Consider the following 24,556-nt stretch of genomic DNA (forward strand, 5'->3'; position numbering starts at 1 on the left):
GCGGCCAACCGCCGATGGTCCGCGGGAAGGTCCAGCCGATTCCCTTGTGCCGGGCAAGGTCGCCAGGGTGTCTCGGTGTTCCATGCTGCTCCAGGTAGGCGGGGGAAGCGACCACGACCATGCGGGTGCTGCCTAGCTTGCGGATCATCAGGCTGGAATCTCGCAGGGGCCCGGTCCGGATCGCAACGTCAGCCCGCTCCTCCATCAGGTCGACCACCGCATCCGACAGCACGAGGTCAAGGGTGACGCCGGGATGGGTGGCCAAGAACTCGGGCACCAGCGGTATCAGGTAGCGCATACCGAAGGGGACGTTGCTGTTGACGCGCAGATGTCCACGCGGCGCCGCACCGGCCGAGGCCTCCCGCTCGGCCTCCTCCATCTCTCCCAGGATCCGCACCGCGCGGGCGTGGAAGGCTTGGCCTTCCGGCGTCAGGCTGAGCCGTCGCGTCGACCGGTGGAGCAGCCGCGTGCCCAGCCGTGTCTCCAGCCGCGTGATGAGCTTGCTCACGCCCGATGGCGTGAGGCCGCAGGCACGGGCCGCCGCGGTGAACCCGCCGAGATCGACGACCCGCGCGAAGACCTCCATCTCGGCCGCCCGGTTGACATCCATCCGCGTCACGACGATGACCCCGCGTCACAAGTCCTGGGACTGGCGGCAGCCTAATTCACAGCTGCTCCGTCGGCTATATCGTTGGCAGGCGGCCGCTTCCATCGCCCACCATCATCGGCGCGACCGCGACAGTCTCGATCACGGAAGGACAGGACATGGAGTACCGGACACTCGGTGCCTCGGGCCTCAAGGTGCCCGCGCTCAGCTTTGGGACCGGCACCTTCGGCGGCAAGGGACCGCTGTTCTCGGCCTGGGGGAACAGCGACGTCGGGGATGCCCGGCGGCTGATCGACATCTGCCTCGATGCCGGCGTCACGCTCTTCGACACCGCCGACGTCTATTCGGACGGCGGCTCGGAGGAGGTGCTCGGCGCCGCCATCCGCGGGCGGCGCGACAAGGCGCTGATCTCGACCAAGACCGGGTTGCCGATGGGCGACGGGCCGAACGATGCCGGTCTTTCCCGTCACCGGCTGATCGGCGCCGTGGAGGCGGCGCTCCGGCGGCTCGGGACGGATTACATCGACCTGCTCCAGCTGCACGCCTTCGATGCCTTCACGCCGGTGGAGGAGGTGCTGCACACGCTGGACACGCTCGTCCGCGCCGGGAAGGTGCGTTACATCGGTGCCTCGAACTTCGCGGGCTGGCAGCTGATGAAGTCGCTCGCCGTCGCCGACCGCCATGGCTGGCCGCGCCATGTCGTGCATCAGGTCTATTATTCGCTGACCGGGCGCGACTATGAATGGGAGCTGATGCCGCTCGGCCTCGACCAGAAGGTCGGCGCGCTGGTCTGGAGCCCGCTCGGCTGGGGCAGGCTGACCGGCAAGATCCGCCGTGGCCAGCCGATCCCGCAGGGCAGCCGCCTGCACGACACCGCCCAGTGGGGGCCGCCCGTCGACGAGGAGCGGCTTTACCGCATCGTCGATGCACTGGACGCCGTGGCGGCCGAGACCGGGCGCAGCGTTCCCCAGGTCGCCATCGCCTGGCTGCTGGCACGGCCGACCGTCTCCTCGGTGATCGTCGGCGCCCGCAACGAGGCGCAGCTGCGGGACAATCTGGGGGCCGTCGGCTGGACGCTCGAACCGGGGCAGATCGCCCGTCTCGACGCGGCCAGCGACGTGATGCCCGCCTACCCCTATTACCCGTACCGCACGCAGGAGGGCTTCGCCCGGCTCAATCCGATGCCCGTCTGAGGAGTGCCGGTCTGAGGAGTGCGGGTCTTGCCGCCCCGGCGCCATAAACCGAACGGCGCGGTCTTGTAGGGCCACGGCGACGGGCCCAGCTGTGAAGCGCCCGAACCCGCGATAAAAGGACCAAGGCCCTCGTCATGATCGATCCGGACCTGCTCCGCCCCGGCCGCCAACCCCCTTCGAGCTGCCAGACGACGCGGGCGCCGACATGACGGGGCTTCCGGATTTCGCGGCCCTGGATTTCACGGCCTATGGGACCGCGCTTGCGGGCTTCATCGAGACGCACGCGGACTGGGCGGAGATCATCATCTTCCTGATGGCCTTCGCGGAGGGGCTGACGCTCGTCGGGCTTCTTATCCCCGGCGTCGTCATGCTGACGGCGAGCGGCGCGCTTGTCGCCGCGGGCGTTCTCGATTTCTGGTCGGTCTATCTGGCGATCGCGGGCGGCGCCATCCTGGGGGACGCCACCTCTTACTGGCTGGGCCGGCGCTATGGCGAGCGCATGTTCCGGCTCTGGCCGCTCAGCCGGCATCCCGAACTGCGCGGCCGTGGCGAAGCCTTCTTTCTCCGGCATGGCAGCAAGAGCGTCTTCCTGGCGCGCTTCATCGGCCCGCTGCGTGCGGTGGTGCCGACGACGGCCGGCATGATGGCGATGCCCCATCGGAAGTTCCAGGCGTTCAACATCCTGTCGGCCGTGATCTGGGCGCCGCTGCTGATGTCGCCGGGCCATCTCGCCTGGACCGGTTACGACCGGAGCGGCGTGGGCGACCGCTCCGCACCGGCCGCCGATGGCGGCATGACGCAAGGGGCGGCCAAATCCTGCGTGCCCGCTCCGCCCGTCGAGGGGGCGCCGGAAAGAACGGGCTGCTAGCTGCTTGGCAGGGGCTGACTGTTCGGAGTGACAACTCATTTCGGGGCGGCAGATTGTACCCCTTGTGCCGATGACCGCTCCGCCGCCCTGCCCAGCCGTCCGGCCCACGGCGGTGGAGGCGTTCAAAATTCAGGCGTTTCCTCTGTCCTGCCCCATTGCCTGACGGTCTCCGTCCTTGTTCCATTGTCCCCGCCACGCGGGCCATGCTGTCCCGCGACATGATTAGTGAGACTCAGCGCGTGCTAAGCCATTGATTCGAGGTCCTCCGGCGACACGATAAATGAGACTCCGCGACACCATTATTGAGACAACCGGGCCGTCGCGACATGATTATTGAGACAAACCTTTGGTTCTCAAAAATGACGTAACCTCTCGTGAATCGAGTAGGTATCGCTGAAGCCCGTTCGCATCGGGATCGATGCCAGCGCAGAGCAGTTCCTGGTCTAGCAACGCTTGGACGACACGCACGGTCTTTCGGCCGTTCAATGCTGGCGAAGAGGAGGCGCCTATTCGGATGAGCCGGACTCCTGGTTCTGCCGGGGCGACGGTGACCCGGCTCTGGACATCGTCGAGCAAACGCTTGACCTCGCTCAACGCGAACATGGTTCCTCGGCCGGAGGCTTTGCCCTTAACGTTCATAAGCAGTCCGGCGTCGGCCATCGCGATAAAGGATTGCTGTGAGACGCCGAGAAGTTGAGCTCCCTCTGCTGAAGTGAGCAGGCGTTCATCCGCGGCGGCCAGCTTCTGCACCAGTGATGGAGACAGAAACCCTCGCGAACCTGCCCGCTGTCCGAGAGCTCGGAACAGGCTTTCCGCATGACGCAGTCTGCGCTCGGGTGTCTTTAGTAACCGGGCGGCCTCTTCCAGGGAAATCAGGGGGCCACGCTCCTGGATGGCTGAGGTCTGGGCGTCGTCGAATGCGGCGAGAATGCTCTCACGGATCCCGGCTTTGGCGTCTGACAAGGACTCGAGCCACCGCGAGAGCGGTCTGGTCTTCGACGGGCGCTTCAAGCCGAGGAATCCAGGTATCTGGGTTGGCCATTCCGAGCAGGCGAGCAAAGCTCCAGTCAGGACGACATGTGGGGGCTCAATGGCACCTGCAATCTTGGATTTTCGTTCATAGATGGCTCGCTCGAGCGTCAGGGTGTGAAGCAAACCCAAAGACTCGACCACGCGCAGGTCAGCAAACGGAGGAACCGATCCGGACGGCGATGCGGCATCGACGAAGCCGGGCTCATCGAGCAGGCCAAAGACAAAGCGTGTTCCGAGCAACTCGGCGGGCGCGGTCGGTTTCACCTGCGCCGATGTAAACGCGTGACCGCAGGCGCATTCCCACAGATGGTCTCCGCGCCATTCCAGGCTTCGTCCGCATGCATCGCATTGAAAATTGAGCAGGCAGTTGTGGCGCGGACACGCGGAAACGATAGAAAGGTCCCATATAGAGCGATGAAAAGGTTCCTCTCTGATGCAGGTCGGGCAGAAACGGCGATGCTTCCAAGAAAGAAGTGGTATTGGAATGGTGTGTCCTCGGAACCGTCTGAACCGCTGCATGTCATCCGTCCGGTACGACATTGCATTTAAAACTTCGACGGCGCAGCCGGTTATGAGTGCAAGTTGTTCTAGTGTTTTTGGGGTTGGGGAATTGGACTGCTGATTGCTGCCCGCCATATTGTATAGGATGGACAGCGAGGTATGGTTCCGCTCAGCAACTCTACACAGAAATCCGATAAGGCTTTCGCCCCCAAAGGGAGCCAGACGGAATCGAAGGCGCGAAGACATGGGATCTGCTGACGTTCTGATCGCTCGCTGCGACCCTACGCCAAGGAGTTCCGGCACACCAGTTGTACTTCGAATTCGTTCGAATCACGCTCGCCCCTAACGGTGTGGACGCGACGTCAGCGAGCGACTTTACGGAGGTGTATTAGGGAGGGCGCTGAACCGCTCCAAACCCAGGGCGGCCTGATTCCTTGCCGTTCAATTTCCGACAAGGACTCGGGCCACTGCCGCAGCCCATCGACTCCGGCGATGGTCACCGCGGCTGTCGCGTCTGATCCAGTGGCGACCAGCGACACCACCCGGCATCGGCCGGTCCAGCCGATCGCCGCCATTCCGATCAGCAACGTTATCTTCACCAAATCGGAGCGATCGCACTCGGTAAAGGTTGGATGGAGCCACGGTATCGGCTGGTTTCCAACCAAACGGTGGAGGGTGGTGACAGCCTCCACCTCGGTCTCGGTCACTGGTGTTGTTGGGGCGTCGGCAATCGGCTGGCCGCATGGGCATTTCGCTATCGAAGGGTGGTGCCAATCCAGCAACCGTCCACAGCTGGGACATGCAGTTATGAGGCGGCAAGCGTGCTGGATGCAGGCAGTTGCCGGAGCAAGATCCCAGACCATCCGATGGAACGGCGCGTCGGCCAAGCAGGCAGGACATGCGCGACGGGGCGACAACGCAATCAGATCCCGATCGACGACCCCACCATGGAAGTGGTGCCGTCCTTTGCCCACGACCCGGTAGGCCATGGTTTCGAGCCGCTCGATGGGTGCCTTCGTCAGGCTGGAAAGCGGTCCCAGGTCGTCGTTTGAAACCGTCGACCCGGGCTGGCGCAAGCCTGCCATGGCGGCGAGTTCGGACACGCTCCGAAGCCTTGCGCGCTCCGCTTGCCGCACTAGGAAGCCTGGCAAGCTCTCCCCGCTCTCTGGAAGGGCGCGTAAGCGGAGCGGGAGCATTGGGGACTCCTATGGGCGGAAGATTTCGTCACCGCGCGTCCCAGGACGGCGGATGATCAGGCCGTCCGGAGGTAGTGCATCCAGCTTCTGCGGCTTGGGAGTCGGGCCGAGGAACGGGTTGGCGCCGCCCTTCTCCAGTGCCGCCATCTCGAAGGCCTCGGCGAGGTGCCGCATCAAAATGCGCGGGGCGTCTTGCTGAACCGCCAGGATCCCCGCGTTCTCGATGAGCTTGGCCACTTCACCGATGAGACCGCGCGAGGCGACATGGATGCGCACCGCCATATCGTCGTCGGCCAGTCCGGAGCGCGCGAAAGGCAACTCGCCATCGAGGCGCTCGAGCAAGGTGATGAACGTGGCCCGCCGGTCCACATCATACCATTGGAACGGCTGGAGTTCGAAGTTCCCCAGCATTCGCCCGCGCAGTTCCTCATGGCACTCGAAAATGCGCTTGGCAGATGAGGTGCCGGAGACCACCAGACAGAACGTGGCCTCGTTCACGAGGTCCTTGAGCAGCGTCGCGCCATCCATCACTGCGCGGTTGTTTTTCTGGTCGATCATCTGATGGATCTCGTCGATGAACATGAGCCGTACCCCGAGTTCACGGGCATAGCTCAGCACGACGTCCATGGTGTCGAACAGGCGCCCACCCCGTCCGTAACGGCCGGTGCGGATGGCGTTCGGGCGCGGGTGCCCAAGATCTCGGGCAACCTGCTCCATCAGGTTCTTCGGGGTGCACGGATAGGGTGCCTTGATGTAAACGACCTCCTGGCGGTCGCCGTCTTCCCCACGAACAGGCGGGTGGTCTTCGACATAGTCCGTGATGAGGCGCGTTTTTCCAGAGCGTGAAGGGCCATGCAGCAGCATGCATCCCGATTCGCCAGGGGAATTGTCGCGGTCGCGCATGCGGTCGAACTGTTGTCGGATGGTCTCAAGCCCCGGGTAGCGGACATACCAAGCTCGGATGGCTTCGACGGCGCGCATGCGGGCGCTCTTGCTGTCTTCGGTGGTCATGGGACGGGCCTCAGATGGTTGAAGGATTGTTCTTGCGCAGGATCTTCGTCGCCCAGGCCTGTGCTGGTGGAGCCGACGGCGGCATGGGGTCGGCAACCTCCTGTGCACTCACGGCAGGCATTTCGTTCACAGGCTCGGGAGCAGCGTTGCCATCGGTCGGATCCTTGGGGGTGAAGTCTCCGGGTTGCATGCCGATGTTCTTGAAGCGGGCTACTTTCTTCGTGTGGAACCGGTTCTTCTGGCGGAGAAGCTGGTCAGCCTGGATGCGCAGGTCGTTCAGCGCCTTCATGATGATGTCGTGGTTGACTGCCCCCGAGGCTCGTGAGTTGGCCAAGCTCACCGCACGCTCCCATTGGAACAGCGTAATACCCGTCGGGAAGTTCGGGTCCGCAGGTCCGACGGCAAACGGCTGGCCGGACTTCGGATGGATGACCTCGATGGTGTGAACATCATCCGGATTGATGCGGATCTTTACGGTGTCTTGCGCCTTAAAATCGGGAAGTGTCCGAATGGCTTGAAGCTCCTGGCTGTTCCAGCGCAGACGCCCCCGCTTGATGCCTTCACGAGTGATGGTGACGTTGTCGCTCGGGCGCAGGGCATTCAGAGACTTCATAGACGGAGGGCGACGCGGTTCGCGTCGGGCTTCGGCCTCCTTCCACCGACGTAACGGGACGTCGACGATGCCCTCGTGAACACTGCGGTGATAGACGTCGAGCACCCAGCGGTGGAAGCGAGCGACGAAGACTTTGAAGGGAATCTGCGTTTCTCCTGCCGTCTTCGCGACCAGGCCATCCCGCACACCGGGATGAGCGGTACCGGTGACTGTGTGGCCGACATTCTCGTTGGCGGTTCGGAAGAAGCGCTCGATTTTGCCTTTGAACTCCGGGCAACCGACGGGGGCGTAGGTCATCGTGAAGCCCAACTGTTGGGAGGCTTCAATGAGGCTCTCGCTGTGGAACTCGGCGCCATGGTCGCAGATGACCTGATCGGGCACGCCCCAGCACGGGTACTCGGATTGCACCTCAGGGTAACGTTGCTTCACGTACTCCTTCGGCGTCATCATGTGCCGTAGCGCCATCATCACCGAGGTGATCGACGGTGGGGTGAAGCCGATGTAGAAGCCGACGATGCACCGGCTGTAGCGGTCGATGACCGCCGTGATCCATGGCCGCCCCAAGACCGAACCCGTTTCGTCATCCAGCACCTTGAGGTCGACCTGCGTGTGGTCGATTTCTACGAACTCGAGTAGGTCTTTGGCCTCGGGACCGACCATGACCGCTTTGAAGTGATGGTCGGCGTAGGCCTTGCCGAAGCGCTTCAAGGCTTTCGTGTACTGGTCGATGTCCTTAATGGCCCGCTGGATGGTTCGCAGCGCCGGACAGGCCAACTGCTGTTCGGGACCGTGTTCAGCGTTCCAGCGTTTGACCTCCTCGAACAGCGCCGCTCGGACGTGCTTCGCCTTGTTCTTGGAAGTCGTGAGGTAGACCTCGTTGATTGCACACGTCAGCTTTTCCTGGATGAACGGGTGCATCTGGCGCTGTCTGGGACCACGCTTGTGATATTTAGGAACCAGGATGCGGACGTCGCGAGTGCCTGCCTTTTCCCATTGGCCCAGATGTCGGCACAAGGAGTTCCAGGCGGGCGGATGCGTATCGCCGATCTCCGCGGCGAGTTCATTGATGAATTTTGTAAGCGGCTTTTTGGATTTGCTGCGGATGCAGCGGTCATGGAAGCCGCGCACGTAGGGCAAGATACGCTGGGCCGCCTTGCGCATGGTCTCCGGTACAGATCCGAAGTCAACGTTCAGCAACGCTTTGGTCTCGGGATCCAATGCCTTGGCCGGATCCTCCGCCAGTTCGATGGTGCCTTCGACGAAGCCCTGCTCGTATTCGGCAATGGATTTGGTGATGATTTCGCCGGTCTCGGGATGCTCGAACTGGTAGGCTCGGGCACCGTCAGCTTGGCGGGTGACTACCCGGCGAAGCTGGAAGATGTTACCGTCGATGGCGACGAATTGGTCTTTGCGCAAACGCTGGGCGGTCATAAGCGTACTCCATCGCCAACGATTCGGATAATTCGGGTGGATGAGCCGAGCGGAATGCCGAGGTCGGCCTCGATGAAACCTCGGGCGACCAGGCCGAGCACCGCTATCCAGGCTTCGTTGGTTCCGCCCAGCGCTTGATGCACAGCGCCGAGCGTTGGCAAGGGGCCACGCGCCACCGCAGCGGCCAAAGCGAAGCTCATCGTGCTCGGCAAGGGGATGTCGCGGTGCCGGAACAGGGTCTTCGCGTTGTTGAGCCGAGAGGACCCCTTCAGGTCGGCATCCGTGATGACCTGGAACCGCATCCCGCGTTCGGCGTAGAGTTCTTTCAGGACGGCAATGCCGTGGACGTTATCGGGGTTGGTGGCCTCGGCTTCGAGCAGCAAGCTGAGGGCAAGGCGGCCGGACCGCTCCTCGACCACGATGTCCGGCCGGTGAGTACGCGCCGCGCCGTCGGATTCGAAGACCATCTGCGTCGTTTCGGTGGTGTACGACACCACGACCGGGTCAGCGTCCAGCAGGTAAAATTGGTCGATGTACCAGTACCGTCGGGCGCCGATCAGGCCAGCCTTCATGCTCGGAAAGAGCAGGACGGGTTTGCGTTCTTTGGTGGGCGCTTTCTTCGGCTTCTGAGGGCTGCGCAAGAGTTTTCGGCAGCGCGTGGCGTGAGGCTCGAAAATGCCAAGTTGAGGGGTGGCACCGAAAGGTGCAAGGGGGCTGAATTTGCGCATGGAACGCCAATCCACTGTGAACGTGGCAAGCCGTCGTCAGAAGCCGACGGCAGGTTCAAAGCAGGGGATTAGGCCGATATGATGCCGAAAAAGGCGCGCGAGCCAGCCACCGGGCTGACTAGAGAGCAATGATATGCGGGGGCGCGATTCGACATGATCGCTTTATACCCTCGGCTGTTGATCCTTGTCAACATGGGTTTTGTCCTTGCTATCAAGTTCGACCTACACGCGATCAGTTCAGACCGTCACGGAGGCAAGGAACCTTCGTTCTGCTCAGCACAACCAAGTCAGGATTTCGTCCAGGGAGCGCTTCACCCGCAACAAGCGACCGCCGGGCATTTGGAGCAGGCATTCGTCGCCGAAGTCGTCGGCCTCGCTGATACCCAGCACTGTGGAGGCCCGTAGGGCGTGGCGGCGCCCCTCTATGTCCGTCAGAATCAGGTAGCCTGCGACACGTTCACCCTCGACCGCTTCCATGAGATGCCCTCCTGTCGACTTGTTGAGCGGGCGATCAGAGGTCCGGGAGGTTGCTGATGGGCAGGACCTGCCCGATGCGGGCCAGGATCTCCACCGGGGTTCCGTTGGCGTTGGTGCGGAGGATGTGCGCTCCCCGATACCGAGGTCGGGCCATCATGCGCTCGATGCGGCTCCAAGCGTCGGTTTCATTGCGGCAGATGACCGGCTCGTCGCGCATCAGTTCCGAGGCATCTGCGGTGCACCGGTACATCTTTAAGATGATGGCTCCATGATAGGACACTTATCCCTCCTGTCATCCATGAGCGGGATAATGTTCCTCAAGTGTTCGGATGTCAATCCTGAATCTGTAACGCTGGAAGCCATTCTGTTGGACACTTCCATTGGGTAACAGTCAGCATAAATTTGCGCCATCCGAAATGATTATGGTCCGAATGTGATAGGGATTCCGCAGTTATGTTGACAAAGAAATCTCGTGTCGCCCGTCTGCGATTTTCAATGTTCTGAAATCCTTGTGAATGACTTCGGTACGACGGTTGGTAAGCGCGGGATTGGAAATGTTTCGGTCAGAAATTTCGCTGGTTTATGAACAGGTTTGGAGAGCGCCTAGCGGCCGAAACCGCGGGTCAAAGAGGAATAAATGCATTTCCAGTTTCTTGCGGGTGGCGCGCGGCTCTAACTCGGGGCACCGAGCGAGGTTTAGTCTCGCTCCTGTGCCGTGAGGCCCGAGACAGCATTCGGCGACTATCGAGACCAGCCCACTCACCACGTTGAAGACCAGTCCCGGCTGACGGCTGGCTTCCCGCCACATCGATCCAAGAGCGTTCCGGCGAACCCACATGTGAGGATGGTGGCGAGGAGGGCGCTACCGACACCCAGCCCCTGCCCAGAGTTTGCCGAGGCCGAGGTCTCCGGCCACGAACAGTCGAATCAGGGGCAGAGAGATGCCGACGCAGAGGTAGGGGTTAAAAAGGACGACATCGAGGATGAGAAGGCACGGCAGGTCAATCTCCGCGGCCAAAGATTGTGTTGAGTTGCTTGTTGGATATGCCGGATGCGAGCCCCTCGAACGATCCAGCCTTCATCGCCTCCGCCATGCGCATGACCGCGCCCCAGGCCGCCCGCGCCAGCCCGCCGCCGACGCTGATCCGCCGCACACCGAGATCGGCGATCTCAGCCTGGGTGGCGTCCGGGCGCATCACAAGCAGGTTGACCGGCTTCGGTGCCACGGCGCGGACCATGCTCGCGATGTCGGCTTTCTCGATCACGCCGGGCGCGTAGAGGCAATCGGCGCCTGCATCGGCGAAGGCCACCAGCTTGTCGATTGCCTCGGATACCCGCGTGGGATCGCTCAGCAGGATTTCGGTGCGAGCCACCAAGATGACATCCTCGCCGGTCTGATTGATGGCGGCACGCGCGGTCCGGATGCGTTCGACAGAAATGGCGGTGTCGTAGAAGCCAGGTCCGCCATCGGCGCGGATGTCCTCGATCGACAGGCCCGCGACACCAAGGTCGACCGCGAGGCGAACGTTCGCAGCCAGTTCCTCCAGATCATGGGCGAAGCCGGATTCGAAATCGGCGTTCACCGGGAGGTCCGTGGCGAGGACGAGGTTCCCAAGATGCTCCAGGACATCGTCGAGTTCGACACCGTTTTCGGGGCGTCCCTGGGACCAGGAATAGCCTGAACTCGTCGAGGCCAGGGCGCTGAAGCCCATGTGCTCCATCATCCTGGCACTACCGACATCCCAGGGGTTCGGCAGGATGAAGCAGCCCTCCTCATGGAGTGCACGGAAGGCCTCACGCTTTTCTGCGATGGTGCGGACCATGGTTCATCTCCTAAAAGAGGGCTGTTAGATCCGGATTTCCGAGGGCTGTCCTGGAATCCATCTGGAGGAAAACCATGACGAAGAGCCTTCGGCTTGTCACCCACAGCGGCTCGTTCCACTGCGATGAGGTGCTGGGCTACGCCATCTTGCGCCGCGCCCTGCCGCCTGAGGCTTTGGCCATCTCCATGCTGACGCGTACCCGCGACCAGAGCGTGATCGAGGCCGCCGACATCGTCTGGGACGTTGGCGGCGTCTTCGACCCCGCGCGGGGGCGCTTCGACCACCACCAGCGCGGTGCCCCGGTGCGTCCCGACGGGTCGCCCTACTCCTCGGCGGGCCTGCTTTGGGCCGCCTACGGCCGTGACGCGGTGCGCGCCATCCTGGCGGGACGCAGCGGCGAGGACGTCGTTGAGCGGGTCTGGACGGAAATGGACGAGCAGGTAGTCCGCCTCGTCGACCTCGCCGACAACGGCCAGCGCCCTGTCCCTGACTTCGGCGACGAGGGCCTCGACCGGGCGGCCCGGGTCGCTGACGGGATGGCTCTGCCGTCCCTGGTCGAGGTCCTGAACCTGCCCTGGGACGCCGACCCGGCCAACCGGTCGCGGGCCGAGGACGAGCGCTTCGCTCGGGCTGCTGAGATCGCGGGCGCCTTCCTCGACGGTCGCGTCGAGCAGATCCGCGCTCGCATCGCCGCCCGCGACATCGTGCTGGAGGCGCATGCCCGTTCGGCCGACCCGCGCGTGCTGGAGCTCGACCGCGGCATGCCCTGGCAGGGACCGGCGCATGACGCAGACCTGCCGGTGCTGTTCGCCGTTTACCCGGATAAGGGCGGCGACGCTTGGATGGTCGGCTGCATGCCGCCCGAGCCGGGCAGCTTCGCCCAGAAGCTGCCGCTGCCCGCGGCCTGGGCAGGCGTGCGTGACGCCGAACTCGCCCGCGTGTCCGGGGTGCCGGACGCCGTGTTCTGCCACCTGAACCGCTTCATCGCCGCCGCCCGCTCGCGCAACGGCGCGCTGGCGATGGCCAGCATCGCCCTCGGCCTTGCCCGGGAACCGGTGGGGTTGGGCGCCAAGTAACGCTGCAACCGGCTTCGTGCTGGTGAGCACGTTGGCGCAGATGCCCAAGCTGCCCGATTAAAGGTGGAACTCGCCGCTTCAAGATTGGAGGCGATGAGTTCCACATGCGCGCCGACAAGCGTCGGGAGGGCTGGATCAGGTTGGGATGAGGGCAGCGACCTCCCGGTCGGAGTTCCGGTCGCTGGTGGCGAGGCCCGCAGCCACCCCGGCCCGGTCTTCGGCGGATCGGTTCTGGCTCATCTTGCGCTTGCCCTGAATGCGTGTGATCGGCAGCCGCAGCCCGACGATGCCCCGCAGCTGCGCGCGGAAGAAGTCGACCGGTGCGTCCGCGACGGCCCATGGTGCGACGCGGCGACCCTCGTGCAGGTCTGTCAGTAGCGTGACCACCTCCAGCAGGCGATCCGCGTCGTCGAAGAACTCGGCCGGGCCGTAGGCATGCACCGCGATGTAGTTCCAGGTCGGCACCACCTTCCCGCCGGGGTTCGTCGCGGCGAAACAGCTTCGTCGTCGAGGATGATCGCGGCTTGCTGCCGGGATGGTTCCAGACGGTAGATGAAGCCATGCAGGCGGCCTCAACCAAGACCATGCGCCGTCCGCCAGGCGGCTAGTTCCTCTCTGCGAGTTGCCTCCCCGCGAAAGGCAAGCGCCTTCTCGACCCAGATTTCGGTGGGGTGGTCCCAGTTGAGGAGGCTGAAAGGTCCATTCAGTTCCTCGTAGGCAATGGCTTCCGCAAGCCACTGCCGCATTTCGCCCATCTCGGCGACCTGCTCAGCGGTGCCGTCCCTTTCGACGAGTTCCCCAAACACTGCCAGCGTCCGCGACAGTGCCCGGCAGTTGCGGTTTTTATGTCTTGAGTGTCGCAACGAGCTCAAGGCCCGTTCGACGGTTTGCGGGACTTCGTGGACGGGCGGAAGGGCAGCACACTCTTCGTCCGTCATCTCTGCGTTTGGTATGGGCGAAGCGCCGTCTGCCACCATGGCCTCCATTCTGTCGGAACTGGGCAGCTTCAGGCCGCCGTCCACAAGCATGGATCACGCTGGCCTGCGATCGCCAGACAGACGCTCCCCTGGGAAGCTAGTGCATAGACGCATTCAGATGGTTCAGAAGCTGGCCTGGGAAATCAAGGCCTTGAGGGCACGTTACGTGCATCTTCCGTCTGTGTCTGGGCACTAGCTGCGTCGCCGCGTGATGAGCCATACCACGACCACCAGGGCCAGGATGGCGAGATCGCCTTTGGCCTGATAGCGAGGAAGCGTGAGAGAGCTATCCTGATCGACGTTCACGACCTGGGTAATGGGCGTGCAAACGCTGTCCATAGCAACCCTCGTGTCCGCTGCGCGCCATGACTGGCAATAATGGCAGTGGACGGGGATAGGCAGGTATATTTCCAGAGAATTTAAATATGCGTTTGACGCTGTAGCTCTGAGGAAATTTGTAGCGCCAATCAATGCGGACGCATATATATTAACAATGCGCCTCGCAATCTCAGTTTGTCTTGCGCGGTCCATATGGAATCTCCTCTGTTGTGGCCGATTTCTGTCAGAGCATTTGACCATCGCTGATGGAATGACTATGAACCTGCCACGGTATTGTGGGAGCATTGTTTCTAAGAAGCCTTTTGCGCGGTGCGGGTAATATCCAATTTTCTGGTACGCTTCCCCGAGCGTTGAACCTAAGGGGGGCTAACTCAATGGCCGACACTTCAGATGTGTTTCGCAGTCCGCAACTGCGCTGCCTTAAAGCATTGAAAGCAGCCAAATCTGCATTCTTTCGCGATATTTTATTTCACGCCCGGAGTCATGTTAAAGGCAAAGGAGAAGAGTTAGACAGGGAGAGGGTTAGCATAATTTATAGCGAAAACGTTATGCATGTCGCGGAACTTTTTTATTTGTTTAAGGAACTGGAGATGTACAGACATGAAAATATGAGTGAGTTTATAGATCTCCACAATATTGACGTTGAAAATATGAAGAACGAGGTGAAAAGGGACGACGCCTATCGCATAATTTTTGGTGTTGAGGCACAAATTATAGATATGTCGAAGTTTTCCGAGGGACAAAAAAGAAAAATACTATCAAATCTGGTTGGGGATAGAGTCCGTCTAGACCAAACAGATATTGCTAATTTCCTGTCAGGTATTATGTCACGAGAAGCGTGTAGGATAACTATAGTTGGATTGGCGGAGTGTGGCCTTGTTGATCGAAGCGTCGGTTTGCAAGCCTTTATTACGAGCAATGGAAGTCTAGAACAATATTTTTCAACATATTTAAACGCAATTTGTGGGGCGTATCATGTTGATCCGTAGAAATGCAATTACTGTTATAATACTACTGCTACCGATAGTGTGCGGAAGCTCCAACTCGCAAAGTAATGAAATCCAATACCAGCCGAGTGAAAATGAATTTTCCGAGAAGTTACTTCAGTTTGAAAATCCTTCTCAAGCGCGGGAAGCCATTGATATACTCAAGTATTCAAAAACTCTCCCGTCGGTCAATAATAAAACTTTTCAGAATGAACGATTTTTTCAGAGATTGGAGGAGTCTACAAAAGGAGATCGAGCCTTGAGAAGCGCAGAAAGGGCAGCGCGCGAATTTGAGTCATTAAGAGAAACCAGAGCGTTAAGAGAAACCAAGGAGTTGCGCCCAAGCATAGAAGCGCGAGGAGTCCGATGAGTTGGCGGGCTGCTTGCCCTGAGCATTTTAGCTACTTAAATGTTGATACGCTACTGGACTGACACAGACATAGGATTCACATCGGGCGGGCAACGTGCATTTCTGTCGGCATGGCCCAGACCGTCGGCGTCATCATTGGAGCGGAGGATCGTGCGCGCTTGTCCCCATCGTTCGACCGTCGGCAACAACGAACAGCCTCATTTCTTTCTCCCGTAAGCAGCCAGTACGTCGTGGATGTCCGGGATGGCATCGCCGCTCGCCACGGGTTTGTGCTTCGTTTCCTCGGTGGCGGAAAGTTCGACATCAAGCAGCAGAAGAGCGTCTCCGCCGACGAGATCGTCAAGGCCATCGGCCTCGATCCGTCGCAGCTTGAAGCGACCCTCGGCGTGCTGAGCCTCCTGGGGGCCATAAAGCAACATGACGACGGCCGGGTCGAAATGGCCGACACGATCCGGTTTGTCGGCATCCCTTCTGTATAAGCAACCTTCATGCGGCTCACGTTCGTGTCCCCGGCGCACGCGAGCCGCAACATCCACCGCCTACCGACATCTTCGTTGGCAAGGAGTGGGGCGAGCGGACGAGCAGGCTTCAGGGAATGCCGAACCGCAGCAGGCAGTCGAGCCACCGAAGCTCCGCCGGGCACGGCCGCCGCGCATGTCGAGGCGGGCCTGGTGTTCGTGTACGCGCATCCACCGAAGAAGGCGTTCACAGTCCGAGGTGTGCTCGATGACAGCGCCGTCCACCGCTTTGCCGCCTTCAAGGCGTTCATGGCGAGCCAGATGGAGTTGGCCGACGACCGCGCTCAGCAGGCAACCCAGGATTTCCGCGATGCGCCGGATCGGATGAGGACCGGCTGCTTCGACGACGTCGACATTCCCCCGCAAACCGAAACCGTGGAGGAGTAACGAATATGCCCGCCATCGACATCGGCCCGCTCGTATTCCGCTCGAATGCGGCCGCGAAGGCTTACTACCGCGCCATCCTGCATGCGTACCCGGTGGGCGCCGTTATCCCGGAACCGCACGCTAGCCATCTGCTCTGGCTGCTCGACCGTCATCCCGAAGCCGCGGATAAGCGCGGGGCTGGCGTTGCCCGGTTCCGTGTCGACAAGCCACCTAAGGGGAAGCACCCCTGCTTCTGAATTGATCGCGTGGACGGGTCGGCCACCGACTTCTCGGTCGGGTGGGCCATCGACGGCAAGGGGCCGAGCAGACTTACGGAGATGCGCCAGGCGATGAAGGAAGCGATCAACGGGGACGCTATGGCGTTCAGGAGGCGCTTCTTCGAGGAGCACGCCGACACCGATGGCCGGGTGCCGTGCGCGCTCACCGGCGTGCCGGTGTCGCCTTCCGAATGCCATGTCGACCATGCGCCGCCGCACACCTTCGTGGCGCTGGCGACGGCCTTCCTGGCCGAGCGCAGGATCTCCCCGGACGGCAGCCACGTGACGGCACCGGCGGACAACCAGTTCGAGCCGAGGCTGGTGGACGCCGCACTGGCAGCAGATTGGCGGGCGTACCACCGCGCCAGGGCGAAGCTGCGCGTCGTCGAGAAGGACGCCCACCTGCGCCAGGGGAGAGACGGGAGGGAACGGTAACCGGCGGCTACGCGGTTGCCAGGCGAGCGGTGGGTGTGAACGGCGGCATGAAGCGCAACCGGTTCGGCCAGGGAAATGCTCGCGCGTCGGCGCCCCCCGCAGACTGGGTTGCGGCTCGGCCGTTGGATCGGTGTCTCCGCCGTGGCAGGCGCGAAGCCAAGCCGCGTGTGAGACGGTCGGCCGCCCGGGCGCGCCCGGCAGCCTGCTGGTGCAGGTCGGTAGGCCGCCGCTCTCAGGCCGGGCCGGGGGAGTAGATTTTCGGATAAATACATATATATCAATTTCTTACAGGAAAAATGAGCACCAGAATAAAAGACTATTCGGCAGTGCCTGCCTCCCGCGCCGACGTGGGGCTCCAGCTTCCGTAATCTGGAGGGCGATCGGCCTGGAACGGGAGTGAGCCACTGGCTCGGCATGGTAGGGAACATCGCGGACCGGGATGGGCGTAGGCGAAGTCTGCGCGTGCGGCGCTCCGGGGTTCCGTTATCTCTCTTTTATTCTGGCGCTTGAAAATCCGCTAATCCATTGTTCTGAATGGAAAGCCGTTGAAAAACGCTTCCGAGCGCGGTCGTCTCTCGCCCCGGTGGACGAGCTTCCGGATCTGCGCCGGTGCCCACCCGCCGTCAAAGTATCAGTTGCAGGTGGGGAAGCGCGACGCGATCTTCGAGCTTCTCTACGACGCCCTGAGGCTGGCCCGGCGGCCGGTTCCCCGCATAGGGTAACTCCTCCATCATGGATCGGCTGGTTTGCCTTGGGGGAGGATGCCGAATCGGTGAAACCGTCGGTGGCCTCGTGAGGCGGGTCGGGGGGTGATGGAGACGTGGATCCCGATGGCCCGACGCGCGGACAGCTATGACGCGAACTCTCCATTTGTCGAGCGACCCATGGTGGGTTATGACAAGCCTACGGTCACCTTGCTCGACGATTTCCCGTGATCACGAAGCAGCATACGCAGGAGTGCCTTAGCCGGGCCTTCATCCACGCCGTCGCAGGGCGCGCGGGCGTGAACTTCAACCTGGGCAGCGCCTTCGACTACGGCTTCGACGGGCAGTTCCGGCCAGTGAAGATCCGCAACGGGCGCCGAAACGATTCCGGATTCCCTCTCGATTTTCAGCTGAAGGCAACGACCGACTGGGAACATGACGGCGGGTTCGTCGTCTACGATCTTGAGGCAAAGACCTACAACGACTTGGTCGGGCGTGAACCGGCAGAGATAGGTGCCGTTCTCATCCTCCTCTGCCTGCCCAAGGACGAGGCTGAATGGCTTGTATTCCAGGAGGATCGGCTGGAGCTTCGGCGCTGCTGCTATTGGGAACGACTGGTGGGAGCGCCTACGGATAACCTGGAAACGAAGCGCATTCGGATCCCGCGAACGAACCTGCTGACCGTGGAGAGTCTGAACGCCATACTGGACCATGAGCGGTCCAGGCGCTTGGGGTTGTGACGATGACCCAGGACACCGAAGCCATCCGGGACATATCCGCAGACGTCTTGAGACGGTACTTGGCCATGCACGGCTGGACTGCGCGGAGTTTCACTGAACGCAAACTTGTCCTCTTCACGCTCCCGGCGGAGGCCGGGGACGACGAGATCGAGATCGTCGTGCCTACGGCGATGGACCGGGAACGTGCGTTGCCGAGCATCAGGGCAGCGTTAGAGACATTGTCTCAGATTGAGGAGCGCCCGCTCGTCGACCTCGCAATGGACATCCGCTCCATCGCGTTCGACATCATCAGGAGCAGAGTACCCGACGAATATGTCCGCCAGGACACGATCGAGCTCAAGCTCGCCGCGGAGTTCATCGAGAGCATGAGGGCGCTCCTCGGCAGCACCGCCACCACGGAGCTAGCTCCCGGCAAGTATTTCGGCCGGACCCGGAAAGAAGCATCCGATTACGCGAGCCGATGCCGCTTCGGGCACACCTTCCGAGGCAGCTTCGGCTTCGTCGTCGAATCCCCCGTAGGCCTGAACGACGAACCGACGATGGTGGGTGTCCCGCAGGAGGTTCCTTTTGCTAGGCGGGTCGTGCAGAGGCTCGCGCGCGGCCTTGACGCAGTGCAACGGGCTGCAAAGCAGGATGATCCGTCACCCATCACCCAAGAGTATCAGGCGGGTCTCAGCGCGAACATGTGCGATGACCTGATTGACTTGGTGGAGCGGACCGGGCTCGCTAAGCTCAGGATCGGGATCGATCTCTCCCCGGAATGGCAGGCCCCTGACGGACTACAGAACCAGTCGGAGTTCTCCGTTGAAATCCGTCACGTGGACCTGCTTCGAGCCGCAGCCAGGACCCTGCGCGCCGACGAGGTTAAGCGCCCCGCCCATGTCGTGGGTCGGATCAGGACTCTGGAGACCGAAGGGAATCCCGCAGACCTCCTTCAGGATAACTCGGACCGTGAGATCATCGTCAACTGGGACAGCCAGGACCACGGCCTAATCAGGGTCCGCATCTACCTGGCTCCGGAGGACTATCTGAGCGCCGTCGAGGCTCACAAGGCTGGGAGGTTCATCAGCGTCCGAGGTATCCTGGAGCACCGCGGTCGAACCTGGACGCTCGCGGCGCCCATGGATTTCTCAGTTTTTCCAGGTGAGTGAGCAGCTGTTTGGAGCCGACGAATCCTCTGGTAGCTCTCGATCTTCGGCTCACGTGACATCCGTCCGCAAGCTGTCGTAGCTTTGGCCTGCCTTGGGAATGGAGAAAACATGCCTCGCGGACCACATGCCGTTGCCCGATGGGCGGTCGCCTGCGCGCTTCCGGCACTCGTTCTGTTCGCCCTCCCGGTTACGGCCGATGCGGCGGCAACGGCATGCCCGGCCCACTATGCCGGTGCCGTGGCGCCGGACCTGCTCAACCCGAAACTGGCGGCCAAGACGCGGGAGCTCTGCTACTCGGCGTTCGCCGTTATGCATTCCGGCGTGACACGCACCCCGCTCTATGCGGTCGAGCACCTGACCCGGGACAGCGTCGCGGCTGCCAAGGGCCTCGAGCGGCCGGAAGCCAGCGCCTTCCACGCCGAGCAGGCCTTGCCGCCGGACGAGCGCTCCGAATTGGCCGACTTCAAGCGCTCCGGCTACGATAGGGGGCACATGGCGCCGAACGGCGACATGCCGACCCCGAAGGCCCAGCAGGAGAGCTTCACCCTGGCCAACATGATCCCCCAGGTCGGCGAGAGCAACCGCGGGATCTGGAGCGCCATCGAAGGAGCGACCCGGCATCTCGCCAACACGCGCGGCGAGGTCTACGTCGTGACTGGTCCCGTCTTCCAGGGCACCAACCTCCAGCGCATCGGCGGCCGGGTGCTCGTGCCGACCCATGTCTACAAAGCAATCTACGATCCACGCCGCCGTGAGGCGGCCGCCTATCTCGTGCCCAACGCGCCAGGGAACGATTACCAGCGCATCCCCATTGCACAGCTGGAAGAGGTCACCGGCATCTCGGTCTTCCCGGGCATCCCGGCCGCGGCCAGGTCGGCGGTGTTGGCTCTTCCGGAACCCCAGGCGCCGGGGCGGGGACGGAAGAAGGATGAGCCCGGTTTCTCTGAACGCGACGTCCTGAAGTTCCTGAAGGGGTTGGTGCAATGATCAAGCCGTATGCCGATGACGCCGGAACCATGAAGATCGGGGACATCGAGGTCGAGAACGGCACCGATCGGGTGGCGCTCTATGGGTCGATCGACCTCACCCGCGACAAGAAGGGACTGGAGCATGCCCGCAGGCTCCGCGACCTGCTGGCTGCCGTCGTGCAATCCCTTGAGGCCGAGGCCGATCTTCCCGACCAGATCCCTCCGCCGAAGCCGACGGATACGGTCGAGAACCCGTTTCAGTAATTGGTGAACCGGGAGGAAGCATAGACCTGCGAGGTCTGTCGATCCCGACGACCGCTACGGCCGGGCCGAAAGCTCCCACGACCGGCCATAGGCGCTCCGTCAGGATTTTCCGAACGTCCCCGGCTCCATCGGGCGCGGCCGCGACCACCCTGCATGCAGGTAGTACCCATGACGGGTGGCGCGCGTAGGCGTGATTGTTCATGCTGAAATCGGGCGTGTATCTCGAATCAACCAACTGGTGCGAGAATTTGTGTTCAGAGTTTTCGATTATCTGTTCCATGCTTTCAGTCTAATGTACGCGGAGAGGGCGGCATGACGAAGTCCGAGTCCGGCTTCCATGATGACGCGCTGTGCGATCATCAGCCTCCGCCTACAGGTGATACAGGGGGGAATCGGGGAGCCTCCTCTCCCAGAACCGGACTTGGCGCTTGAGGCAACCCATCAAGGGGCTTGCTCTGCCGGGGCCGAAGGCAGGTTCGGCATGGTTGATTTGCCGAAGGCCGCCGCCGAAGTCCCGGATGGTGCCGAGGAGGCCTTCCCGGAAGGAACCATGGGCACTGCCTGGCAGTCCGGGCGGGTGACGGGGTGGCGCTGAATACCAGTACGTGCCCTCTGCGGCGGGTCCGCCGATGCGCCCGGTGACGAATCGTCGCCGTCCACTCGGCCATGAAGCCATTCGGCGGCCTTAACCGCGCTCTGCCGAGGTGGGCAACCGCGACCTGGACTGAGGACGGAGGGAGGATCGTGGCGGGCATTCAGAGGATACGAGGCACGTCCGGCGGGCCGCCGCGGGGGTTCCTGTGGTGGATGGCGCGCCGTTGGGATGCGGTGCAGGACCTTTGGTGGACGTTGAAGCCCGCCCGCTTCAGCCTGCTCACCGTGATCGTGGGAATCCTGGCGCTTATCGTGTCCGGGCAGGGACGCGAGGTGCTGCTGGCCACGGCCGAGGGCGATTGGATCGATAGCACCATGCTGTTCGTCGCCGTGCTGATCTGGGCGACCTTCGCTTGGTTCTGGGCACGCGTGGCGCTCCAGATCGACGCCCGAGCCAAGCCCGTGCACATGGATGATCCCGCGGAGCACATCACTGGCGCCTGTCGGCTTCATGCATTGGAAAAGGCGGTGCCTCGACTGCTGGGTGTCTCCGCCTTCGTCCTTTTGGCGATTGCTTACGCCATCGTCCTCTGGCTCGACGGCGAAGCTGTCACGCCAAAAACCAGGATCCGTCTCTGGGCCCTCATGGCTGCTTTCGCCATCGGTGCCGCCGCGTTCCATTGGGCCATCCAGGTGCGCCGCGAAGTGCTGCCGGAGAGGCGGCCAGGAATGCGGCTGGTGGAAAGCCTGTTCGCCGTCGAGCCGGACGCCACCCGGGACTACGGTGGCTTCCTGGCGCTGCCGTCCAACGCGAGGCTCTATCTTGGGCTGACCATCGCAGCGGCGATCCTGGCTTTCACGGCGGCCACCTTGTGGCCGGTGGCGATGGCGCGCGCGGTCGGTCCGGGGTTCATCCTGATCGTCGCGGCCGCGACGCTCATACCTTTCGGCACGCCGCTGGTCTCCCTTTCCAGGAACAGGGACCTGCCGATCCTCACCGTCATCGCCTTGCTTGTCGTGCTCTTCAGCCTGTGGAACAACAACCACGAGGTCCGCCTCCTTGATCGCGAGCCTGCCCCCCGCAGCAACATCCAGTCCGCGTTCCAGGACCAGTGGGCCCAGGGCAGGCCTATGCCTGCGGAAGGGCAGCGCAGCCCCGTCCTCATCGTGGCGACCGCCGGTGGCGCCAGCCGCGCGGCCTACTTGACGGCGACCGTTCTGGGGATGATGCAAGACGAGAACCCGGCGTTCGCGCGGCAGGTCTTCGCCATCAGCGGTGTTTCCGGCGGCTCCCTGGGGGCGGCCGTGTTCCAGGCACTGGTCGCCGCTTCGCCGGATGGCAGCCCCATGTGCCAAGGCCCCGACCGTCAGGAGAGCGGGTTCGCACGGTGCGCACAATTGATCCTCCAGCAGGACTTCCTTGGCCCGACGCTCGCCGGTCTGCTCTACCCCGACCTCGTCCAGCGATTCCTGCCGTTCCCCGTGCTGCCGGACCGCGCCGCGGCGATCGAACGGGCCTGGGAGGATGCCTGGGTCCGGGTGATGGGCTCCAAGGCACCAGTCCGGCTTACCGACGCCTTCACGGAGATCCGCGGGAGGCCGGAGGCGCCGCTCACGTCGGCCAACTGGATGCCGCTGCTGTTTCTGAACGGCACCTCGGTGGCGACCGGGAGCCGGATCATCGCCTCGCAGGCGCAATTCGAAGGGCACGAACTCCCGGACTCCCTGGACATGATGGGACTCCTGCCGCGGGATGTCCGGCTCAGCACGGCGGTCGACATGAGCACCCGGTTTCCCTATGTCGAGCCCGCCGGTGTGCTGCCTGGTGCCAACGGCGAACCGTGGGATCGCATCGTCGATGGCGGGTACTTCGAGAACTTCGGGGCGACCACCGCCTTCGACATCCTTCGGACCCTACGCTCCGGCGTGAAGGAGTTCGACCACCGCTATCGGCCGATCGTCGTTCAGATCAGCAACGATTCCGGCTATCAAGGCGTGGACTCCGAGGAGGAGCGGTGGCGGCGCATAAAGAAGGGTGACAACCGCGATGCGCCGGAGAACTATCTCCATGAGACGAAGGACCCGCTGCTAGCATTCGTGGAGACCCGGGGGGCGCGCGGCCGATACGCGGTGAAGGCGCTCGAGCGCACCCTCGTGGAGACCGAGGTGCGCCTCGGGGCAAACGAGGCGCAATTGGAACCGCTCGGTGTCTTCATCGAGTTTCGCATCTTCAACGAGGCCAAGGAGCAGTCGGGAGAGATCGCCGCCAAGGACCCGCCGTTAGGTTGGCGTTTGTCCCAGGCGGCTCGCATCGCCATCGACAAGCAGGCACTGGGTGCCGATGCGAACAACGCCGAGAGCTTCGCCAAGCTGAGGGCGGCGATGCATTGAAATGGGCGGAAGGTGCCGAGCCGCGAAGTGAATGCATCTGGATCTGCATCCAGGCGGTCGAAGCAGAAGGCATTGCGGCGGATGTCCCAACGTCCGCCACCGATGCCTAGCAAACGGCGCCTTCGGGCGATGCCGTGACGCTGTCCCGCTCCGCTGCGACGAGGCGGGCCAGCCGCTTCACGACAGGCTCGCCCAGCAGGGTGACGTAGGAGCGCCTGCCGATCAGCAGGTACTCCACCAACTCGACTCCCAGCAAGCTCCCAGCCTTCTGGATGTCCGAGCAGGACACCCTGACGCTGGCCAGGCTCGGTGGTTCGTCGCTGGGGTAGCTGCGGACGATCACCAAACCACTGGCGTCCATGGTCAGCGCGCGGCCCATGATTTCCCGCACATACAAGGCGACGTCACCAACCGAACCGGTCTGGTGAAGCTCATCGGCAATCAGCTGGCGCTGGCGGTCGAGGAACAGCAGGCGCAGCGTCTGGACCGCCGAGCAGGCGGCGCGGAGGCGGGCATAGGTGACCAGATCCTCGTGAGAGGACAGGAGCGGGCGTTGCTCCAGCACAGGCCTTGCCAAGCGTGCCGCCAGTTCGAGCACGGCTCGGAAACGCAGCGATGCATGATTGTCCCAGGGGATGCCGCTAGGCAGCTTTCCCGCTGATGCCGCCGCGATGGCCGTCTCCAACGACCCATGCCCACTTAGCAGGTGCAGGGCCAGGACATCCCCGTTGGCGTCTGGGGCAGCCATCGTCAGCAACGAGGATAGCAGGGCTTCGTCCGGCATCCCCTCCAGGCTGCCGCCGACCCGCGGATCTCCTATCAGCGGGAACGGCCGGGGGCTGTCGGCGGCTGCCAGTCTCCCGGCCTTCGCCCGGGGCGAGGCCTTGGCCGTACTCGGCATGGTCGACCTCTCACTCCT

At 62.7% G+C, this 24,556-nt stretch carries 25 protein-coding genes; 13 read left to right on the forward strand and 12 right to left on the reverse strand.

Annotated elements, in window-relative coordinates; translation table 11 throughout:
- Window positions 1-610 (reverse strand): LysR family transcriptional regulator (locus TSH64_RS06790; protein WP_247873354.1); only part of this gene is annotated, 610 nt, incomplete at its 3' end.
- 155 nt (window positions 611-765) lie between these two features.
- Here TSH64_RS06790 and TSH64_RS06795 point away from each other — a divergent pair.
- Together TSH64_RS06795 and TSH64_RS06800 are read left to right on the forward strand one after the other, a co-directional pair.
- The gene (locus TSH64_RS06795; protein WP_109096089.1) at window positions 766-1,800 is read left to right on the forward strand and encodes an aldo/keto reductase; all 1,035 of its coding nucleotides are present in this window, start codon (window positions 766-768) and stop codon (window positions 1,798-1,800) included.
- 205 nt (window positions 1,801-2,005) lie between these two features.
- Window positions 2,006-2,668 (forward strand): DedA family protein, encoded by a 663-nt coding sequence (locus TSH64_RS06800; RefSeq protein WP_109096090.1) that lies wholly within the window; start codon window positions 2,006-2,008, stop codon window positions 2,666-2,668.
- A gap of 330 nt (window positions 2,669-2,998) precedes the next feature.
- Here the strand turns inward: TSH64_RS06800 and TSH64_RS06805 are convergent, their stop codons facing one another.
- The 8 genes from TSH64_RS06805 to TSH64_RS06840 all read right to left on the reverse strand — a co-directional run bounded on the left by TSH64_RS06805 (window position 2,999) and on the right by TSH64_RS06840 (window position 11,480).
- Window positions 2,999-3,964, reverse strand: coding sequence for a helix-turn-helix domain-containing protein (locus TSH64_RS06805; RefSeq protein ID WP_247872791.1), 966 nt, complete (start codon window positions 3,962-3,964; stop codon window positions 2,999-3,001).
- A 599-nt stretch (window positions 3,965-4,563) separates the two neighbouring features.
- Window positions 4,564-5,397, reverse strand: coding sequence for a TniQ family protein (locus TSH64_RS06810; protein ID WP_109096092.1), 834 nt, complete (start codon window positions 5,395-5,397; stop codon window positions 4,564-4,566).
- Between the two features lie 9 nt (window positions 5,398-5,406).
- Window positions 5,407-6,408, reverse strand: coding sequence for a TniB family NTP-binding protein (locus TSH64_RS06815; protein WP_109096093.1), 1,002 nt, complete (start codon window positions 6,406-6,408; stop codon window positions 5,407-5,409).
- 10 nt (window positions 6,409-6,418) lie between these two features.
- Complete coding sequence (locus TSH64_RS06820; protein WP_109096094.1) at window positions 6,419-8,452, reverse strand: Mu transposase C-terminal domain-containing protein; 2,034 nt, start codon at window positions 8,450-8,452, stop codon at window positions 6,419-6,421.
- Entirely contained in the window at window positions 8,449-9,180 is a 732-nt protein-coding gene (locus TSH64_RS06825; RefSeq protein ID WP_146207997.1) for a hypothetical protein, read from the reverse strand. Before TSH64_RS06825 ends, TSH64_RS06820 begins: the two co-directional genes overlap by 4 nt.
- Before the next feature lie 273 nt (window positions 9,181-9,453).
- The gene (locus TSH64_RS06830) at window positions 9,454-9,657 is read right to left on the reverse strand and encodes a hypothetical protein (RefSeq protein ID WP_098735646.1); all 204 of its coding nucleotides are present in this window, start codon (window positions 9,655-9,657) and stop codon (window positions 9,454-9,456) included.
- A 34-nt stretch (window positions 9,658-9,691) separates the two neighbouring features.
- A complete protein-coding gene (locus TSH64_RS06835; protein ID WP_146207998.1) occupies window positions 9,692-9,874 on the reverse strand; it encodes a hypothetical protein in 183 nt (60 codons plus the stop codon).
- A gap of 784 nt (window positions 9,875-10,658) precedes the next feature.
- Window positions 10,659-11,480, reverse strand: a complete 822-nt coding sequence (locus tag TSH64_RS06840; protein WP_109096097.1) for an isocitrate lyase/phosphoenolpyruvate mutase family protein — start codon at window positions 11,478-11,480, stop codon at window positions 10,659-10,661.
- Window positions 11,481-11,554: 74 nt separating this feature from the next.
- Between TSH64_RS06840 and TSH64_RS06845 the strand changes: the two genes are divergently transcribed.
- Window positions 11,555-12,556, forward strand: coding sequence for an MYG1 family protein (locus TSH64_RS06845; protein WP_109096098.1), 1,002 nt, complete (start codon window positions 11,555-11,557; stop codon window positions 12,554-12,556).
- 135 nt (window positions 12,557-12,691) lie between these two features.
- Here the strand turns inward: TSH64_RS06845 and TSH64_RS36235 are convergent, their stop codons facing one another.
- Both TSH64_RS36235 and TSH64_RS36240 read right to left on the reverse strand, forming a co-directional pair.
- Window positions 12,692-13,132: an FMN-binding negative transcriptional regulator gene (locus TSH64_RS36235; protein WP_282188098.1), complete on the reverse strand. Its 441-nt coding sequence runs from the start codon at window positions 13,130-13,132 to the stop codon at window positions 12,692-12,694.
- Complete coding sequence (locus TSH64_RS36240) at window positions 13,129-13,584, reverse strand: hypothetical protein (RefSeq protein ID WP_247872793.1); 456 nt, start codon at window positions 13,582-13,584, stop codon at window positions 13,129-13,131. Before TSH64_RS36240 ends, TSH64_RS36235 begins: the two co-directional genes overlap by 4 nt.
- A gap of 662 nt (window positions 13,585-14,246) precedes the next feature.
- On the opposite strand from TSH64_RS36240, the gene TSH64_RS35260 reads away from it, so the two are divergent.
- The 10 genes from TSH64_RS35260 (at window position 14,247) to TSH64_RS06900 (ending at window position 23,637) form a co-directional block, all read left to right on the forward strand.
- Window positions 14,247-14,861 carry a hypothetical protein gene (locus TSH64_RS35260; RefSeq protein ID WP_146207999.1) on the forward strand — a complete coding sequence of 205 codons (615 nt, stop codon included), beginning with the start codon at window positions 14,247-14,249 and terminating at the stop codon, window positions 14,859-14,861.
- Between the two features lie 477 nt (window positions 14,862-15,338).
- Window positions 15,339-15,707, forward strand: a complete 369-nt coding sequence (locus TSH64_RS06855; RefSeq protein WP_109096100.1) for a hypothetical protein — start codon at window positions 15,339-15,341, stop codon at window positions 15,705-15,707.
- A 9-nt stretch (window positions 15,708-15,716) separates the two neighbouring features.
- Window positions 15,717-16,133, forward strand: a complete 417-nt coding sequence (locus TSH64_RS35265; protein ID WP_146208000.1) for a hypothetical protein — start codon at window positions 15,717-15,719, stop codon at window positions 16,131-16,133.
- Between the two features lie 5 nt (window positions 16,134-16,138).
- Entirely contained in the window at window positions 16,139-16,369 is a 231-nt protein-coding gene (locus TSH64_RS06865) for a DUF3223 domain-containing protein (RefSeq protein WP_109096102.1), read from the forward strand.
- 93 nt (window positions 16,370-16,462) lie between these two features.
- Window positions 16,463-16,825 (forward strand): hypothetical protein, encoded by a 363-nt coding sequence (locus tag TSH64_RS06870; protein ID WP_146208001.1) that lies wholly within the window; start codon window positions 16,463-16,465, stop codon window positions 16,823-16,825.
- Window positions 16,826-17,756: 931 nt separating this feature from the next.
- Window positions 17,757-18,269, forward strand: a complete 513-nt coding sequence (locus tag TSH64_RS06875; RefSeq protein ID WP_109096104.1) for a DUF4365 domain-containing protein — start codon at window positions 17,757-17,759, stop codon at window positions 18,267-18,269.
- 2 nt (window positions 18,270-18,271) lie between these two features.
- Window positions 18,272-19,420 carry a hypothetical protein gene (locus TSH64_RS06880; RefSeq protein WP_109096105.1) on the forward strand — a complete coding sequence of 383 codons (1,149 nt, stop codon included), beginning with the start codon at window positions 18,272-18,274 and terminating at the stop codon, window positions 19,418-19,420.
- A gap of 108 nt (window positions 19,421-19,528) precedes the next feature.
- Window positions 19,529-20,407: a DNA/RNA non-specific endonuclease gene (locus TSH64_RS06885; RefSeq protein ID WP_109096106.1), complete on the forward strand. Its 879-nt coding sequence runs from the start codon at window positions 19,529-19,531 to the stop codon at window positions 20,405-20,407.
- Entirely contained in the window at window positions 20,404-20,652 is a 249-nt protein-coding gene (locus tag TSH64_RS06890; protein WP_109096107.1) for a hypothetical protein, read from the forward strand. Before TSH64_RS06885 ends, TSH64_RS06890 begins: the two co-directional genes overlap by 4 nt.
- Window positions 20,653-21,396: 744 nt before the next feature.
- Window positions 21,397-23,637: a hypothetical protein gene (locus tag TSH64_RS06900; RefSeq protein WP_146208002.1), complete on the forward strand. Its 2,241-nt coding sequence runs from the start codon at window positions 21,397-21,399 to the stop codon at window positions 23,635-23,637.
- Between the two features lie 106 nt (window positions 23,638-23,743).
- Here TSH64_RS06900 and TSH64_RS06905 read toward each other — a convergent pair whose 3' ends face one another.
- Window positions 23,744-24,538 carry a JAB domain-containing protein gene (locus TSH64_RS06905; RefSeq protein WP_109096110.1) on the reverse strand — a complete coding sequence of 265 codons (795 nt, stop codon included), beginning with the start codon at window positions 24,536-24,538 and terminating at the stop codon, window positions 23,744-23,746.
- Between the last annotated feature and the right edge of the window lie 18 nt (window positions 24,539-24,556).

This window comes from Azospirillum sp. TSH64 (genome assembly GCF_003116035.1).
GTDB lineage: Bacteria > Pseudomonadota > Alphaproteobacteria > Azospirillales > Azospirillaceae > Azospirillum.